The sequence below is a fragment of the Aeromicrobium sp. A1-2 genome (assembly GCF_003443875.1).
Taxonomy (GTDB): Bacteria; Actinomycetota; Actinomycetes; order Propionibacteriales; family Nocardioidaceae; genus Aeromicrobium.
This window is the reverse complement of record NZ_CP027482.1, coordinates 2,410,891-2,423,247: the sequence shown is the minus strand read 5'-3', so window position 1 is coordinate 2,423,247 and position 12,357 is coordinate 2,410,891. Positions and strand designations below refer to the sequence as shown.

General features: G+C 67.5%; 15 protein-coding genes. 6 read left to right on the top strand and 9 right to left on the bottom strand.

The window, feature by feature from the left end; genetic code table 11:
* The first annotated feature begins 55 nt into the window (after positions 1-55).
* Complete coding sequence (locus C6I20_RS11840) at positions 56-1,444, top strand: cytochrome P450 (protein WP_118396152.1); 1,389 nt, start codon at positions 56-58, stop codon at positions 1,442-1,444.
* Here C6I20_RS11840 and C6I20_RS11835 read toward each other — a convergent pair.
* Positions 1,441-2,022 carry a mismatch-specific DNA-glycosylase gene (locus C6I20_RS11835; RefSeq protein ID WP_118396151.1) on the bottom strand — a complete coding sequence of 194 codons (582 nt, stop codon included), beginning with the start codon at positions 2,020-2,022 and terminating at the stop codon, positions 1,441-1,443. The genes C6I20_RS11840 and C6I20_RS11835 overlap by 4 nt on opposite strands.
* A gap of 15 nt (positions 2,023-2,037) precedes the next feature.
* The gene (msrA, locus tag C6I20_RS11830; protein WP_118396150.1) at positions 2,038-2,673 is read right to left on the bottom strand and encodes a peptide-methionine (S)-S-oxide reductase MsrA; all 636 of its coding nucleotides are present in this window, start codon (positions 2,671-2,673) and stop codon (positions 2,038-2,040) included.
* 137 nt (positions 2,674-2,810) lie between these two features.
* Here msrA and C6I20_RS11825 point away from each other — a divergent pair, with 137 nt between their 5' ends.
* Positions 2,811-3,926 carry an AI-2E family transporter gene (locus C6I20_RS11825; RefSeq protein ID WP_118396149.1) on the top strand — a complete coding sequence of 372 codons (1,116 nt, stop codon included), beginning with the start codon at positions 2,811-2,813 and terminating at the stop codon, positions 3,924-3,926.
* Positions 3,926-4,255: an MmcQ/YjbR family DNA-binding protein gene (locus C6I20_RS11820; protein ID WP_118396148.1), complete on the top strand. Its 330-nt coding sequence runs from the start codon at positions 3,926-3,928 to the stop codon at positions 4,253-4,255. Before C6I20_RS11825 ends, C6I20_RS11820 begins: the two co-directional genes overlap by 1 nt.
* An 8-nt stretch (positions 4,256-4,263) precedes the next feature.
* On the opposite strand, the gene C6I20_RS11815 is transcribed toward C6I20_RS11820, so the two are convergent.
* A complete protein-coding gene (locus C6I20_RS11815; RefSeq protein ID WP_118396147.1) occupies positions 4,264-5,814 on the bottom strand; it encodes an MDR family MFS transporter in 1,551 nt (516 codons plus the stop codon).
* Entirely contained in the window at positions 5,811-6,257 is a 447-nt protein-coding gene (locus tag C6I20_RS11810; protein ID WP_118396146.1) for a MarR family winged helix-turn-helix transcriptional regulator, read from the bottom strand. The genes C6I20_RS11815 and C6I20_RS11810 overlap by 4 nt, the downstream gene beginning before the upstream one ends.
* An 82-nt stretch (positions 6,258-6,339) precedes the next feature.
* Here C6I20_RS11810 and ilvA point away from each other — a divergent pair, with 82 nt between their 5' ends.
* Positions 6,340-7,530 (top strand): threonine ammonia-lyase, encoded by a 1,191-nt coding sequence (gene ilvA / locus C6I20_RS11805; protein ID WP_254052127.1) that lies wholly within the window; start codon positions 6,340-6,342, stop codon positions 7,528-7,530.
* A 19-nt stretch (positions 7,531-7,549) separates the two neighbouring features.
* On the opposite strand, the gene greA is transcribed toward ilvA, so the two are convergent.
* The 3 genes from greA to C6I20_RS11790 form a co-directional block, all read right to left on the bottom strand.
* Positions 7,550-8,053 (bottom strand): transcription elongation factor GreA, encoded by a 504-nt coding sequence (gene greA / locus C6I20_RS11800; RefSeq protein WP_118396144.1) that lies wholly within the window; start codon positions 8,051-8,053, stop codon positions 7,550-7,552.
* A gap of 64 nt (positions 8,054-8,117) precedes the next feature.
* The gene (locus C6I20_RS11795; protein ID WP_118396143.1) at positions 8,118-8,495 is read right to left on the bottom strand and encodes a DUF4307 domain-containing protein; all 378 of its coding nucleotides are present in this window, start codon (positions 8,493-8,495) and stop codon (positions 8,118-8,120) included.
* Between the two features lie 30 nt (positions 8,496-8,525).
* On the bottom strand, positions 8,526-9,371 hold the full coding sequence (locus tag C6I20_RS11790) for an SDR family oxidoreductase (protein ID WP_118396142.1): 846 nt from the start codon (positions 9,369-9,371) through the stop codon (positions 8,526-8,528).
* A gap of 86 nt (positions 9,372-9,457) precedes the next feature.
* On the opposite strand from C6I20_RS11790, the gene mca reads away from it, so the two are divergent.
* Both mca and C6I20_RS11780 read left to right on the top strand, forming a co-directional pair.
* Positions 9,458-10,330 (top strand): mycothiol conjugate amidase Mca, encoded by an 873-nt coding sequence (gene mca / locus C6I20_RS11785; RefSeq protein WP_254052126.1) that lies wholly within the window; start codon positions 9,458-9,460, stop codon positions 10,328-10,330.
* A 126-nt stretch (positions 10,331-10,456) separates the two neighbouring features.
* The gene (locus tag C6I20_RS11780) at positions 10,457-10,681 is read left to right on the top strand and encodes a hypothetical protein (protein ID WP_118396141.1); all 225 of its coding nucleotides are present in this window, start codon (positions 10,457-10,459) and stop codon (positions 10,679-10,681) included.
* A gap of 49 nt (positions 10,682-10,730) precedes the next feature.
* Here the strand turns inward: C6I20_RS11780 and C6I20_RS11775 are convergent, their stop codons facing one another.
* Both C6I20_RS11775 and C6I20_RS11770 read right to left on the bottom strand, forming a co-directional pair.
* Positions 10,731-11,579, bottom strand: coding sequence for a cytochrome c biogenesis CcdA family protein (locus C6I20_RS11775; protein ID WP_118396140.1), 849 nt, complete (start codon positions 11,577-11,579; stop codon positions 10,731-10,733).
* Entirely contained in the window at positions 11,576-12,259 is a 684-nt protein-coding gene (locus C6I20_RS11770) for a thioredoxin domain-containing protein (RefSeq protein WP_118398866.1), read from the bottom strand. Before C6I20_RS11770 ends, C6I20_RS11775 begins: the two co-directional genes overlap by 4 nt.
* Positions 12,260-12,357: the final 98 nt, after the last annotated feature.

Genomic DNA, 12,357 nt, shown 5'->3' with positions numbered 1-12,357 from the left:
GATTCAGCACGGGCTACAGTGGCCCTACTGAATTCCAGTGCAATAAGGAGCCTTCGTGCAGAACGACTGGTCAGGTCAGAACTTCCCGCACCCCGCAGGCCGCAAGCCGCTGGTGGGGGGTGCCCTGGGCTCCGTGGGGCCGACGCCGCTGCAGAACACGATGCGCCGCAGCGCCGGGCTGGGGCCGATCTTCGAGCTCAAGGTCTTCGACCAGAAATTCGTCTTCGTGGTCGGTGCTGAGCTGGCCGCCGAGCTGGCCGACGAGTCGCGGTTCGTCAAGGGGCTGTCGCCAGCCCTTGTCGCGTTGCGGGAGTTTGCTGGCGAGGGTCTCTTCACGGCGTACAACGACGAGACCAACTGGGGCCTGGCGCATGACTTGCTCCGCCCGGCCTTCACCAAGGACGCAATGCGCGGCTACCACCCCGTCATGCTCGCCGCGGCTCAGGAGCTGTTCGACCTCTGGGACCTGAAGGCGGGCCCGGTCGACGTCTCGGCCGACATGACGAAGCTGACGATGGAGACCATCAGCCGCACGGCGTTCAGCACCGACTTCGGATCGTTCAGCCGCAGCGAGCCGCACCCGTTCATCCCGGCCATGATCGCGGCGCTCAAAGCAGGCCAGCGCAAGGGCGCGCTCAACTCGATGCCCGGGTCGTCGCGGATGGCCAAGCGGATCAACAAGGCCAATGCGCACCACCAGACGTACATCGACTCGCTCCTGGACGACATCATCGCCGAGCGGAGGTCCGGCGAGATCGACGAGAGCGATCTGCTGGGCATCATGCTGCACACGCCGCACCCCGAGACCGGGGCGCGGCTCGACGACATCAACATCCGGCACCAGATCCTGACCTTTCTGGTTGCGGGCCACGAGACCACGTCGGGCGCACTGTCGTTCGCGTTGTACTACCTGTCGCGAGATCCCAAGATCCTTGCCGCGGCGCAGGCCGAGGTCGACCAGATCCTGGGCGACGACCGGGATGCCGAGCCGACGTTCGAGCAGGTCGCGAAGTTCCGGTACCTGCGCCGCGTGCTCGACGAGGGGCTTCGACTGTGGCCGACCGCCCCGGCGTTCGCCCGGAGCCCACGCGAGACGACGGTGCTCAGCTCGGGCCACACGATGCGGCCCGAGGACTGGGCCATCGTGGTGCTCCCGATGCTGCATCGCGATCCTGCGGTCTGGGGCGATGACGCCGATCAGTTCGACCCCGACCGCTTCCTGCCCGAGCGCTCGCGGGGACGCCTGCCGCACTCGTACAAGCCGTTCGGTACGGGGGAGCGGTCGTGCATCGGGCGGCAGTTCGCCCTGCACGAGGCGATCCTGGTCCTCGCACGGCTGCTGCACCGCTACGACATCGCCGGCGACCCCGACTACGAGCTCGAGATCGTCGAACGGCTGACGTTGATGCCCAAGGGATTCGAGCTGACGATGACGCCGCGCTAGTCCGACTGGGCCGCGGGCTCCGGCACCGGGATCCCCGCGGCCTCTGCCGCTGCGCGGTACGTAGCAGCCAGGGACGCGACCGTCTCGTGCGCGTTCAGGCCGCTGGGGTTGGGGACGACCCACACCTCGGCTCCGTCGATCGTGCGGTCCTGACGTCCGGCCTTCGCCTTCTTCTCCGCGAAGGCGACCCGGTACGACGTGATGCCGGCCAGCGCGACGACCCGTGGGCGGTGCTCCGCAACGAACGCCTCGAGCCGTTCGCGACCCTGCACCAGCTCGACGTCATCCAACTCGTCGGCGCGCGCCGAGGCGCGGGCGACGATGTTGGTGATTCCGACACCCCGGCGAAGCAGCTCCGGCACCGCAGCCTCAGGCGTGAGGCAAGCCGCGGGCAGGATTCCGGCCAGGCGGAGGGCAGGATAGAACCGGTTGCCCGGCCTGGCGAAGTGCAGGCCGGTCGCCGCGCTGACCAGGCCGGGGTTGATCCCGACGAACAGCAGCCTCAGGTCGTCGTCCGGAACGAGGTCGGGGATCGTCCGGCCGGCACACGACTCGAGCTCCGCACGGGTCAGTCCCATGTCAGCGGCAACCTGTCAGGCGTAGGAGACGCCGGTGGCGTGCAGCGGGCAGTAGCCGTAGGGGTTCTTGGCGAGGTACTGCTGGTGCTCGCTCTCGGCGTAGTAGTACTTGTCGAGCGCCAGGATCGACGTCGTGATCTCGCCGTACCCGGCAGAGGTCATGCGCTGCTGGTACGCCTCGCGCGACGCCGTGGCCTCGGCCTGCTGCTCGGGCGTCGTGGTCAGGATGATCGAGCGGTACTGCGTGCCCCGGTCATTGCCCTGGCGCATGCCCTGCGTCGGATCGTGGTTCTCCCAGAAGACCCTGAGCAGGTCGGCGTACGTGACCTTGGCGGGGTCGAAGATGACCCGGACGACCTCGGCGTGCCCCGTTCGACCACTGCACACCTCGTCGTACGTCGGGTTGGGAGTCACGCCGCCGGCGTAGCCGACCGAGGTCGACCACACGCCCGGCACCTCCCAGAACGTCTTCTCCTCGCCCCAGAAGCAGCCCAGACCGAAGACCGCGACGCCGAAGCCATCCGGCGCCTGGGTCTCGACCGGCGTGCCGAGTGTTTGGTGAGTGCCACCAACCTGGAAGCGGCGGCCTTCGCGGCCGGGCAGTGCGGCGTCAGCCGCAGGAAGCTCTGACTTGTTTCGACCAAAAATCATGGGTTCCACCTCTCAGATGAAGTCTACGGATCCGTTCGCGGCGCGCTTGGCGACCGCGATTGGCGTCGTTTCAACACGCGGTGGGGCCCGATTGTTCCGTACCTCGTGCGGCATGGGTTGCGGATAGGGTTGCGCGAGTGACCGACGAACGCGCCACCAGCCGATATCAAGTGCCGATCGGCGTTGAGATCGCGACGCAGTGGGCCTGGCGCATCCTGGTCATCGCTGCGGCCGCGGCACTGGGGCTCTTCCTGCTCCGCTTCTTCTCCGAGATCACGGTCCCGATCGCCATCGCTCTGCTGGGTGCTGCGCTCACGATTGACGCCGTCAACTGGTTGCAGTCGCGCGGGCTGCCGCGGCTCGCCGCGACCTTCGTCGTCGTCCTGATGATGCTCACGGCCTTCTTCGGCGCGCTCGCCCTGGTCGGCCAGCAGCTCGCCACCCAGGTCACCGACCTGCGGGCGAACGTCGTCGACGGGATCACCCAGGTCCAGGACTGGGCGCGGACCGGACCGCTCAAGCTGAGCGACTCGCAGATCCAGGACTGGATCGACTCGGCCAAGGAGTCGATCTCCTCCAGTGACACCTCACTGCTGACCCGGATCACCGAGGTCGGCACAACGCTGACGCACGTCCTGGCGGGCTTCTTCATCGCGCTGTTCTCGGCGTTCTTCTTCCTCTACGAAGGCGGGCGGATCTGGGCCTGGATCGTCGCGCTGTTCCCCCGTGGCGCTCGGGCGCACGTCAACTCCTCGGGTCACACCGCGTGGGCGTCGCTGACCGCGTTCGTCCGGGCCACCGTGATCGTCGCGGCGACCGATGCGATGGGCATTGCCCTGGGTGCGTGGGTTCTGGGAGTGCCGCTGTCCTTGGCGATCGGCGTGCTGGTGTTCCTCGGCGCCTTCGTCCCGATCATCGGAGCCCTGTTGTCGGGCATGGTCGCGGTGCTGGTCGCCCTGGTCGCCCAGGGGCCGTGGACGGCGCTGTTCATGCTGATCGTCGTCATCGTGGTCCAGCAGGTCGAGGCCCACGTCCTGCAGCCATTCCTGATGGGCCGGCTCGTGGCGGTCCACCCGCTCGCGATCATCTTCGCGATCGCCGCCGGCGTCACGGTGGCCGGAGTCGTCGGCGCGCTGATCGCGGTGCCTTTCGCCGCCGTCCTCAACGGTGTCGTGCGCCACCTGGTGTCGGTTGCCCAGGAGTACGAGGACGATCCCGAGGAGGACGTCGGGATCGAGCCAGAACCGGCGTGATGGACGTGCATGCGCAGTGCCTCGCCCTGCCGGGAGCCTCGTTGAGCTTCCCGTTCGGCGAGGACACCGCGGTGTTCAAGGTCGGCGGCAAGGTTTTCGCGATCAGTGCTGCGGACTCGCCGGCCCACGTCACGCTCAAGGCCGAGCCGCCGGACGTGACCGGTCTGGTCCAGACGTACGACGAGATCGTCCGCGGCTATCACATGAACAAGAAGCACTGGATCACCGCGCAGGTCGACCGATCGCTGCCGCCGGGCCTGCTCGCAGAGCTGATCGAGGACTCGTACGACCTCGTCGTCGACGGGCTGCCGGCTCGCGACCGCCCCTAGAGTTCGGTCTAGAGCTCGGCTGCCTCGGCCGGCACGGGCGTGTCCCGTGTGCGCAAGGGGATCTCCTTGATGAACAGCGAGATCACGAATGCGATCGCGACGATCGGCAGAGCGGCCAGGAAGACGTCGTGCAATGAGTTCGCGAACGCTTCGATGACCTTGGACTGCAGGGGCTCGGGCAGCCCCCGGATGGCCGAGGAGTCGTTGGTGTTGATCGGCCCGCCGGTGGGTGAGCCGACTGTCGCCAGGTGATGACTCAGACGCGTGTTGAGCACGGCCCCGAAGAGCGCTGCGCCGAACGCGCCGCCGAGCGTGCGGAAGAACGTGATGGTGCTCGTCGCGATGCCGAGATGGCGCATGTTGACCGAGTTCTGCACGATCACGGTCAGGAGCTGCATCGTCAGCCCCAGGCCAGCGCCGAGGGCGAACATCCCGACCCCGACCTGCCAGTACGCGCTGTCCGCCCCGAGTGTGGACAGGATCAGCAGGGCCACGAACACCACGAGGGTGCTGGCAATCGGCAGGGGTCGGTAACGACCGGTCCGGGTGACCCAGTGGCCTGACGGGATCGAGGTCGAGAAGAGGCCCGCGACCATCGGCAGCATGCCGAGGCCCGACCGGGTGGGCGACATGCCCATCACGACCTGCAGGTAGAGCGGGACGAAGATGATCGCACCGAACATCGAGATGCCCATCACGACCGACAGCGCGTTGGTGGTGCGGAAGATCGACCCACGGAACAGCTCCATCGGAATGATCGGCTCCTTGGCGCGCAGCTCGATCGCGATGAACGCCGCCGTCAGCGCGATGGCGCCACCCAGGAGCGCAAGCCCCAGGCTGGAGCCCCAGCCGTGGTCGGGCCCGGCCCACGAGACGTACAGCAGCAGCGAGGAGACGCCCGACACCAGGACGCCGGCACCGAGCCAGTCGATCGTGTGCTCGCGACGTGTGTGCGGGAGCTTGAGCGCGTACGAGGTGACGACCAGGGCCACCAGGCCGATCGGAACGTTGAGCCAGAAGATCCACTCCCAGCCAGGACCATCGGCGAGCCAGCCGCCAAGCAGCGGTCCGGCGACGCTGGCGGTACCGAACACGGCGCCCATGTAGCCCATGTAGCGGCCGCGCTCGCGGGAAGGGATCACGTCGCCGATCGTCGCGAACGCCAGCGCCATCAGGCCACCGCCGCCGATGCCCTGCAGGGCCCGGAACCCGATGAGCTCCTCGATATTCCTGGAGAAGCCGCACAGCAGCGAGCCGACGAGGAACGTCACGATCGCGGCCTGGAAGATCAGCCGGCGACCGTACAGGTCCGAGATCTTGCCCCACAGGGGAGTCGCGGCGGTCGAGGTCAGCAGGTACGCCGTGACGACCCAGCTGAGCTTGTCCAGGCCGTTGAGGTCGGAGGTGATGCGGGGGAGCGCCGTGCCGACGATGCTCTGGTCGAGTGCGGCGAGGAACATCCCGGTCATCAGCCCGCCGAGGATCACCAGGATCTGGCGGTGGGACAGGTAGGTCGGTGCGGTGGCGACGGGGCTCGTGCCCGGGGTGGCGTCGGTCATGCAGGATCTCCGAGCGATTCTGTGAGGCGGATCAGGTCGGTGCGGAGGCGCTCGCGGTCTACGTCGCTCCACTCGGACAGCGATGCGCTGATGAACGACCGGCGCTGGTCGATGGTCTTCTTGAGGCTCACGAGCCCATCGGCGGTCAGGGCGATGATGCTGGCCCGGCCGTCCTGGGGATCGGGCTGGCGCTGGATCAGGCCGCGGTCGCCGAGCTGCTGCACGTGCCGGCTGACCGTCGAGGCGTCGAGCTTCATGGCCTCGGCGATGTCGCCCAGGCGCATGGCCCCGTGGTACTTCAGCTTGTAGAGCAGCGCGGCCTGCGAAGGATCGACGTCATCGCCGTCCGCGCGGGTGCGGAAGCGGCGGCCGACCGCCATCACGAGTCGCAGCAACGCGTCCTCGGCCGTCGAAGGCGCAACCCCGACCTCTTCCGTTTGCATGGTGCAACCATATAACAGGTTGCCGACGGCAACCAATCGAGCGCGGGTACCACCGCGCACCCGCAGCGACTACCTTTATGGAGTGGATCTGAATGATGTGAGGGCCGCCCGTCAGCTGCTCGAAGGGGTCACCGAGGTGACGCCCATGGCGCACTCGCGCTGGCTGAGTTCACGGACCGGTCAAGACGTTTTCCTCAAGGCTGAGAACCTCCAGCGGACGGGGTCGTTCAAGATCCGCGGGGCCTATGTGCGGATCGCCCGGCTCACCGAAGAGGAACGGTCCCGCGGGGTCGTCGCAGCGAGTGCCGGGAACCACGCCCAAGGAGTTGCCCTCGCGGCATCGCTGCTCGGTATCAAGGCGACGATCTTCATGCCGGTCGGCGCCGCGTTGCCGAAGGTTGCCGCCACCGAGGGGTACGGCGCTGACATCCGGTTCCACGGGACCGGGGTGACCGAGGCATTGGTGCCGGCGCGTGAGTTCGCCGAGCGCACGGGCGCAGTTCTGATCCACCCGTTCGATCACGAGGACATCATCGCCGGCCAGGGAACACTTGGCCTGGAGGTCCTCGAGCAGTGCCCCGATGTCAAGACGATTCTCGTCCCGCTGGGAGGGGGCGGGCTTGCCGCCGGCATCGCGCTGCTTCGCACCGAGCGACCCGATCTGCGCATCGTGGGAGTTCAGGCCCGCGATGCCGCGGCCTATCCCGGCTCGCTCACCCAGGGCGCCCCCATGACCGCGACGATGGGCGCCACGATGGCGGACGGCATCGCGGTGGCCCAGCCCGGTGAAATCCCGTTCGGGATCCTGTCGTCACTGATCGACGAAGTCGTCACGGTCGGTGAGGACTCGATGAGCCGTGCACTGATCTCGCTGCTCGAGCGGGCCAAGCTCTTGGTCGAGCCAGCCGGCGCAGCGGGAGTCGCCGCCCTGCTCGAGCGGCCGGAGGCGTACGAGGGCCCGGTCGTCGCGGTGCTGTCCGGCGGCAACATCGATGCGCTGGTGCTGCTCGACGTCATCCGCCATGGTCTTGCTGCGGCGGGCAGGTTCCTGCTCTTCCGCGCCCGCATCTCGGACCGCCCCGGGGCACTCATGGCCCTGCTGACGGATCTGGCCGAGATGCAGGTCAACGTGCTCAACGTCAACCACGACCGCGCCTCGGAGACCCTTGCCGTGCGTCAGGTCGACGTCGACATGCAGGTTGCGACCCGCGGTCCGCAGCACCGGGCCGATGTCCGTGACCGCTTGGTCGAGCTCGGCTACGAGCTCGTCTGACCCCTCCGCCCCGTGGGGGTCAGAACGGCTTGGCGTCGACGATCTCGACCGAGATGCTGTTGCCGTTGGGCGTCTCGTAGGACGCCTTGTCGCCGGGCTTCTTGCCGAGGATCGCGACGCCGAGCGGGGACGTCGGTGAGTAGACGTCGATGTCGACGCTGGAGTCCATGCTGAGGAACTCGCGCGAGCCGAGCAGGAACTGCTCGGTGTTCTTGTCGCCCTTGAAGCGGATCGTCACGATCATGCCGGCCTCGACGAGTCCGTCATCGGCAGGCGTTTCACCCACCTCGGCGCGCCGCAGCATGTCCTCGAGCTGACGGATGCGAGCCTCGGTCTTGCCCTGTTCCTCGCGGGCGGCGTGGTAGCCGCCGTTCTCCTTGAGGTCACCCTCGTCGCGGGCAGCGGCGATCTTGGCCGTGATGTCCGTGCGGACGTCACCACGCAGGTGGTCGAGCTCCTGCTGCAGGCGGTCGTACGCAGGCTGGGTCACCCAGATGGTGTCGGTCGGGATCGGCTGAGTCATGGGAGGGCTCCTTCACGTGCTGCACCCCAGGCATGCGCCCGGGGTGAACCTCCAACGTTAGCACTCAACTCTGCTCTGCACACGTCCTCAGCACACCAGTGACAGCTCGTCGCTCGGTCTCCACCGGGATCGTCACCCGGGTCTCTTCCTGGTCCGAAGCCGGCACGTCGACGGTCTTCTCACCCACGATCGAGTGATCCTCGGCCTGGGCGTAGACCGTGCAGCGCACCGCGAGCGGGTCGGGCCGGATGACGTCGAGCGTGACTGTGACCTGGTGGTCGTCCTTGACGTCGTACGCCCACACCCGCGCGGTGACGGGTTTGTCCTGGAAACCGACCCAAGCGGCAAAGGTGATGCCGAGGATGATGCCGACGGCCGCGACAGCAGGCCAGAACCATTGCGGGCGGCTGCGGGTCCCGTAGCGGGAACTGAGGTCGGTCACGGTCCTAGTGTCTCAGGAGGTCCCAGCTCCTCAGGCGCCGGACATCTGCTTGAGCACGGCCTTGTCGAACATCCGGTAGGGCAGCAGGGCCGAGGCGGTCGCGATGGTCCGTGCCTCGCGCCCGACGAGGTACTCGGCCTTGGCCCGGCGCGCGAAAACCGCGTGGTGCGCTGCCTCGGCAACCTGGGATGCGGGGATGCCGCCCGCGCGGGCCCCCTGCGAGATCGCGCGCATCGACTCGATGCCCGGACCGTAGAGCTCAACCGCCCGTGGCGGCAGGCCCGCGGCGACGGCGTCGATGTCGGCCGAGGCCTTGTCCCAGATTGGGGTCGCGACGGTCGCGGGGGCGAGCACGGACACGCCGATGCCCCACGGCTTGAGCTCACGCCGAAGCGACTCGGCCATGCCGTTGAGGGCATGCTTGGAGGCTGCGTACGGGCCGATGAACGGGGCCGCGACGCGTCCGCCGATCGAGCTGGTGAAGACGATGCGGCCCTTGCCGTGCTCGCGCAGGAGTGGCAGGAAGGACTGCGTGACCGACAGCTGACCGACGACGTTGACCTCGAGCTGCCGGCGCATCTCGTCAAGGTCGAGGAACTCCAACGGCCCACCGACCGCGATCCCCGCGTTGTTGACGATGGCGCGCAGCCGGGTGCCCCCGGGCAGGACGTCCCGCACGAGATCGGCCGCGGCGCGGGCTTCCTCGGCCGAGGTGATGTCAAGACGCACGGGTGTCACGAGTGGGTGGTCGGCGACGGTCGAGAGCGTACGGACCGCGGCGAACACGCGGATTCCGTTCGCGGCGAACTTCTCGACCATGGCTTGGCCGATCCCGGAGGAGGCGCCGGTCACGATCACGGCATCGGGGGTTGTCATACCGCGAGTATGCGGCACGGAACACCCGGGCCGCGGCCGAGGTTGAGGAGGGTGCGAGGATTTTGCCGAAGCCCAGAAGGAGAACCGTGGCCGAGAAGCTCCGTCTCATGCATGTGCACGCCCACCCCGACGACGAGTCGAGCAAGGGCGCTGCGTCGACCGCGAAGTACGTTGCCGAAGGCGTCGACGTCCACGTCGCGACCTGCACGGGCGGCGAGCGTGGCTCGATCCTCAATCCAGGATTCGAGCACTCCGGCATCACTGACAACCCCGAGCTCATCACCGAGATCCGACGCGAGGAGATGGACCGGGCGCGCGAGATCCTCGGCGTCAAGCAGGACTGGCTCGGCTTCATCGACTCGGGATGGCCCGATGGCGATCCCAAGCCACCGCTGCCGGAGGACTGCTTCGCGCTCGTACCGATCGAGGAGGCCGCCGCGCCGCTCGTCCGGCTGATTCGTTCGTTCCGCCCGCACGTCCTCACGACGTACGACGAGAACGGCGGATATCCGCACCCCGACCACATCAAGTGCCACGAGATCAGCGTCTACGCGTACGAGGCAGCCGCGGATCCTGATCGCTACCCCGAGCTGGGTGAGCCGTGGCAGGTCTCCAAGCTCTACTACCAGCTCAGCTGGAACTACGCCCGGATGAAGGCGATCGACGACGAGATGACCAAGCACGGTCTCGACAACCCGTTCGCCGAGCGGCTGGCGAAGTGGGAGCGAAAGCCCGAGGACGAGGCGCGGATGACCACCCAGGTCGAGTGCGCTGAGTACTTCAGCGTGCGAGACGCGGCGCTGCTGGCCCACGCGACCCAGATCGATCCCAATGGCTTCTGGTTCGCGATCCCACACCAGGTCCAGGCCGAGGCGTGGCCCACCGAGGACTTCCAGCTGGTCGACAGCAAGGTCCAGACGGCGATCCCGGAGACGGATCTGTTCGCCGGGCTGCGCTGAGGATGTGACGGTCGTGGGGACTTCGCTCGCGACGTACCAACGCGAGGGCTGACCTCTCGCCGAGGCATAGGCGGCCGCGGTCGAAGCCTCGATGGCGGCAGAAAAGCGGCCGACTAGACTGGGGCCATGAATGCGTACGCGATTGCTGCCTTGGTCACCGCCGAGCCGGCCTTCACCAAGGACGACGTCAAGCCCGGCTGGGTCGCGCTCGGCATCGTCGCCCTGCTGTGCATCGCGACCTACTTCCTGGCCCGGTCGTTCCTGCGGCACGCTCGCACGGCGCAGCAGCCCTGGGACGGCGAGGACGCAGACTCCGGCATCCGGCGCACGACCCCGCACGACCGCAGCTAAATCCTGCGCGACCGGTGCCGTGACGTCGCTGATGGCTCAATCAGCCGAGCTATCGCCTTCCCGCCTCGGCTTTGGCGTGGGCCTGTGTCCACCAGCGTCGCGCGAGCAATGCGCTGGTCGCCAGGGTCGCGACGACGATCAGCACGACAGCGTCGGGGATGCGCTCTCCGACGCGACCGGCCCACAGCTCGATCGAGAACTGTGCGTCGGCGCCGATGATGCCGCCGAGATTGGCTGTTCCGCCTGACACGAGCAGCAGGGTCCCCACGCCGATGAGAATGGTCCCGGAGATGACTGCCGTGGACGAGGTGTGGATCGGGCCGAGATCGATCGATCGGGGGATGAGCCACTTGCGTCCGTTGACGTCGAGGCGTTCCCAGAAGACCGCCAGCACGGCCAGAGGGACGCACATGCCGAGCGCGTACACAGCCAGCAGCAGCCCGCCGTATGCGGGACTTCCACGCATCCCGGCGACAGCCAGCACAGATCCGAGGATCGGGCCGGAACAGACCCCCGCAACTCCGTACACGGTTCCGAGCGCAAAGATCTGGATGACGCCGGTGCCACTCGAGACCGATCCGCGCGTCGCGCGGCGCCGTAGGAGTCCGAACGAGATGCCAAGGATCTGCAGGAGCCCGAACGTGATGACCATGATTGACAGGATCAGCACCAGACCGTCGCGGTGGGAGTTGAAGAATGCTCCGACGCTCGAGGCCGCGACGCCCAGCGGGACAAGCGTCACCACCAACCCCAGGTAGAACACACCCGTGCGGGCGAGGACGGCGGCGCGGCTCCCGAACGCGTAGGCGAAGAACGAGGGGAGCAGCACGGCCGAGCACGGGCTCAACAGCGTCAGCACTCCGCCGAGGAAGGCGCCAGTCAGTCCGATCGTCGTCATGACGCCGAAGCGAGACGCTCGATCTTCTCGATGAAGACACCGGCGGGCTGCGCGCCGAGGATGGGTTCGTCGTTGACCAGGAACAGCGGGGTGCTCGAGGCACCGATGTCGTAGGCCGCCTGCGCGTCTGCCTTAACCGCTGCGGCGGTTGCAGCCGAGTCCATGTCAGCCTCGAACTTCTCGAGATCCTCCACCCCGATCCTCTGGGCGTACTTCATGAGCACGCTGTCAGATAGGTCTGCGTGGCCTCGTTCGGGTGCGTCACCGTAGACGGCCTTGTAGAACTCCCAGAACCTGCCTTGGGCTGCGGCTGCCCTGCCGGCCGCGGCCGCACGGCTCGACTGCTCGCCGAAGATCGCCAGGTCGTGGAACTCGATGCGCAGCGTGCCGTCGTCGACGTACTTCTGCAGCTGAGGCTGGGTCTCGCGCGCGTGGACCGCGCAGAACGGGCAGCGGAAGTCCTCGTACTCGATCAGCACGACAGGTGCCTCGACGTCGCCGATGGCTCGCGGGTCGTCGGCGTCACGGCGGGCGAGGTCGACGCCGATCCCCTGCTGCTGGGTGTGCGTCACGGTGGCGGCAGATTCGCTGTTCGGATCGCCGGTGGTGGTGAGCCAGACGAGTCCGGCTCCCACCAGGACCACGGCTGCGATCAACAGGGCATATGGCATGCGTTTCATCACGGTGTTTCCCCCGATGGTGATGGAATGTACGTACATACAACGAAGAGGTGGTCGTTGAAGTTCCAACCGCCGGAGGGTCGGGTTGGGCTCGCTCT

Excerpts from the sequence above, each read along its gene's own strand:
- greA (WP_118396144.1), bottom strand. The coding sequence starts at position 8,053 with ATGACTCAGCCGATCCCGACCGACACCATCTGGGTGACCCAGCCTGCG.
- C6I20_RS11820 (WP_118396148.1), top strand. The coding sequence starts at position 3,926 with ATGGACGTGCATGCGCAGTGCCTCGCCCTGCCGGGAGCCTCGTTGAGC.
- C6I20_RS11775 (WP_118396140.1), bottom strand. The coding sequence starts at position 11,579 with ATGACGACGATCGGACTGACTGGCGCCTTCCTCGGCGGAGTGCTGACG.
- C6I20_RS11770 (WP_118398866.1), bottom strand. The coding sequence starts at position 12,259 with ATGAAACGCATGCCATATGCCCTGTTGATCGCAGCCGTGGTCCTGGTG.
- msrA (WP_118396150.1), bottom strand. The coding sequence starts at position 2,673 with ATGATTTTTGGTCGAAACAAGTCAGAGCTTCCTGCGGCTGACGCCGCA.
- C6I20_RS11815 (WP_118396147.1), bottom strand. The coding sequence starts at position 5,814 with ATGACCGACGCCACCCCGGGCACGAGCCCCGTCGCCACCGCACCGACC.
- C6I20_RS11780 (WP_118396141.1), top strand. The coding sequence starts at position 10,457 with ATGAATGCGTACGCGATTGCTGCCTTGGTCACCGCCGAGCCGGCCTTC.
- C6I20_RS11835 (WP_118396151.1), bottom strand. The coding sequence starts at position 2,022 with ATGGGACTGACCCGTGCGGAGCTCGAGTCGTGTGCCGGCCGGACGATC.
- C6I20_RS11790 (WP_118396142.1), bottom strand. The coding sequence starts at position 9,371 with ATGACAACCCCCGATGCCGTGATCGTGACCGGCGCCTCCTCCGGGATC.
- C6I20_RS11810 (WP_118396146.1), bottom strand. The coding sequence starts at position 6,257 with ATGCAAACGGAAGAGGTCGGGGTTGCGCCTTCGACGGCCGAGGACGCG.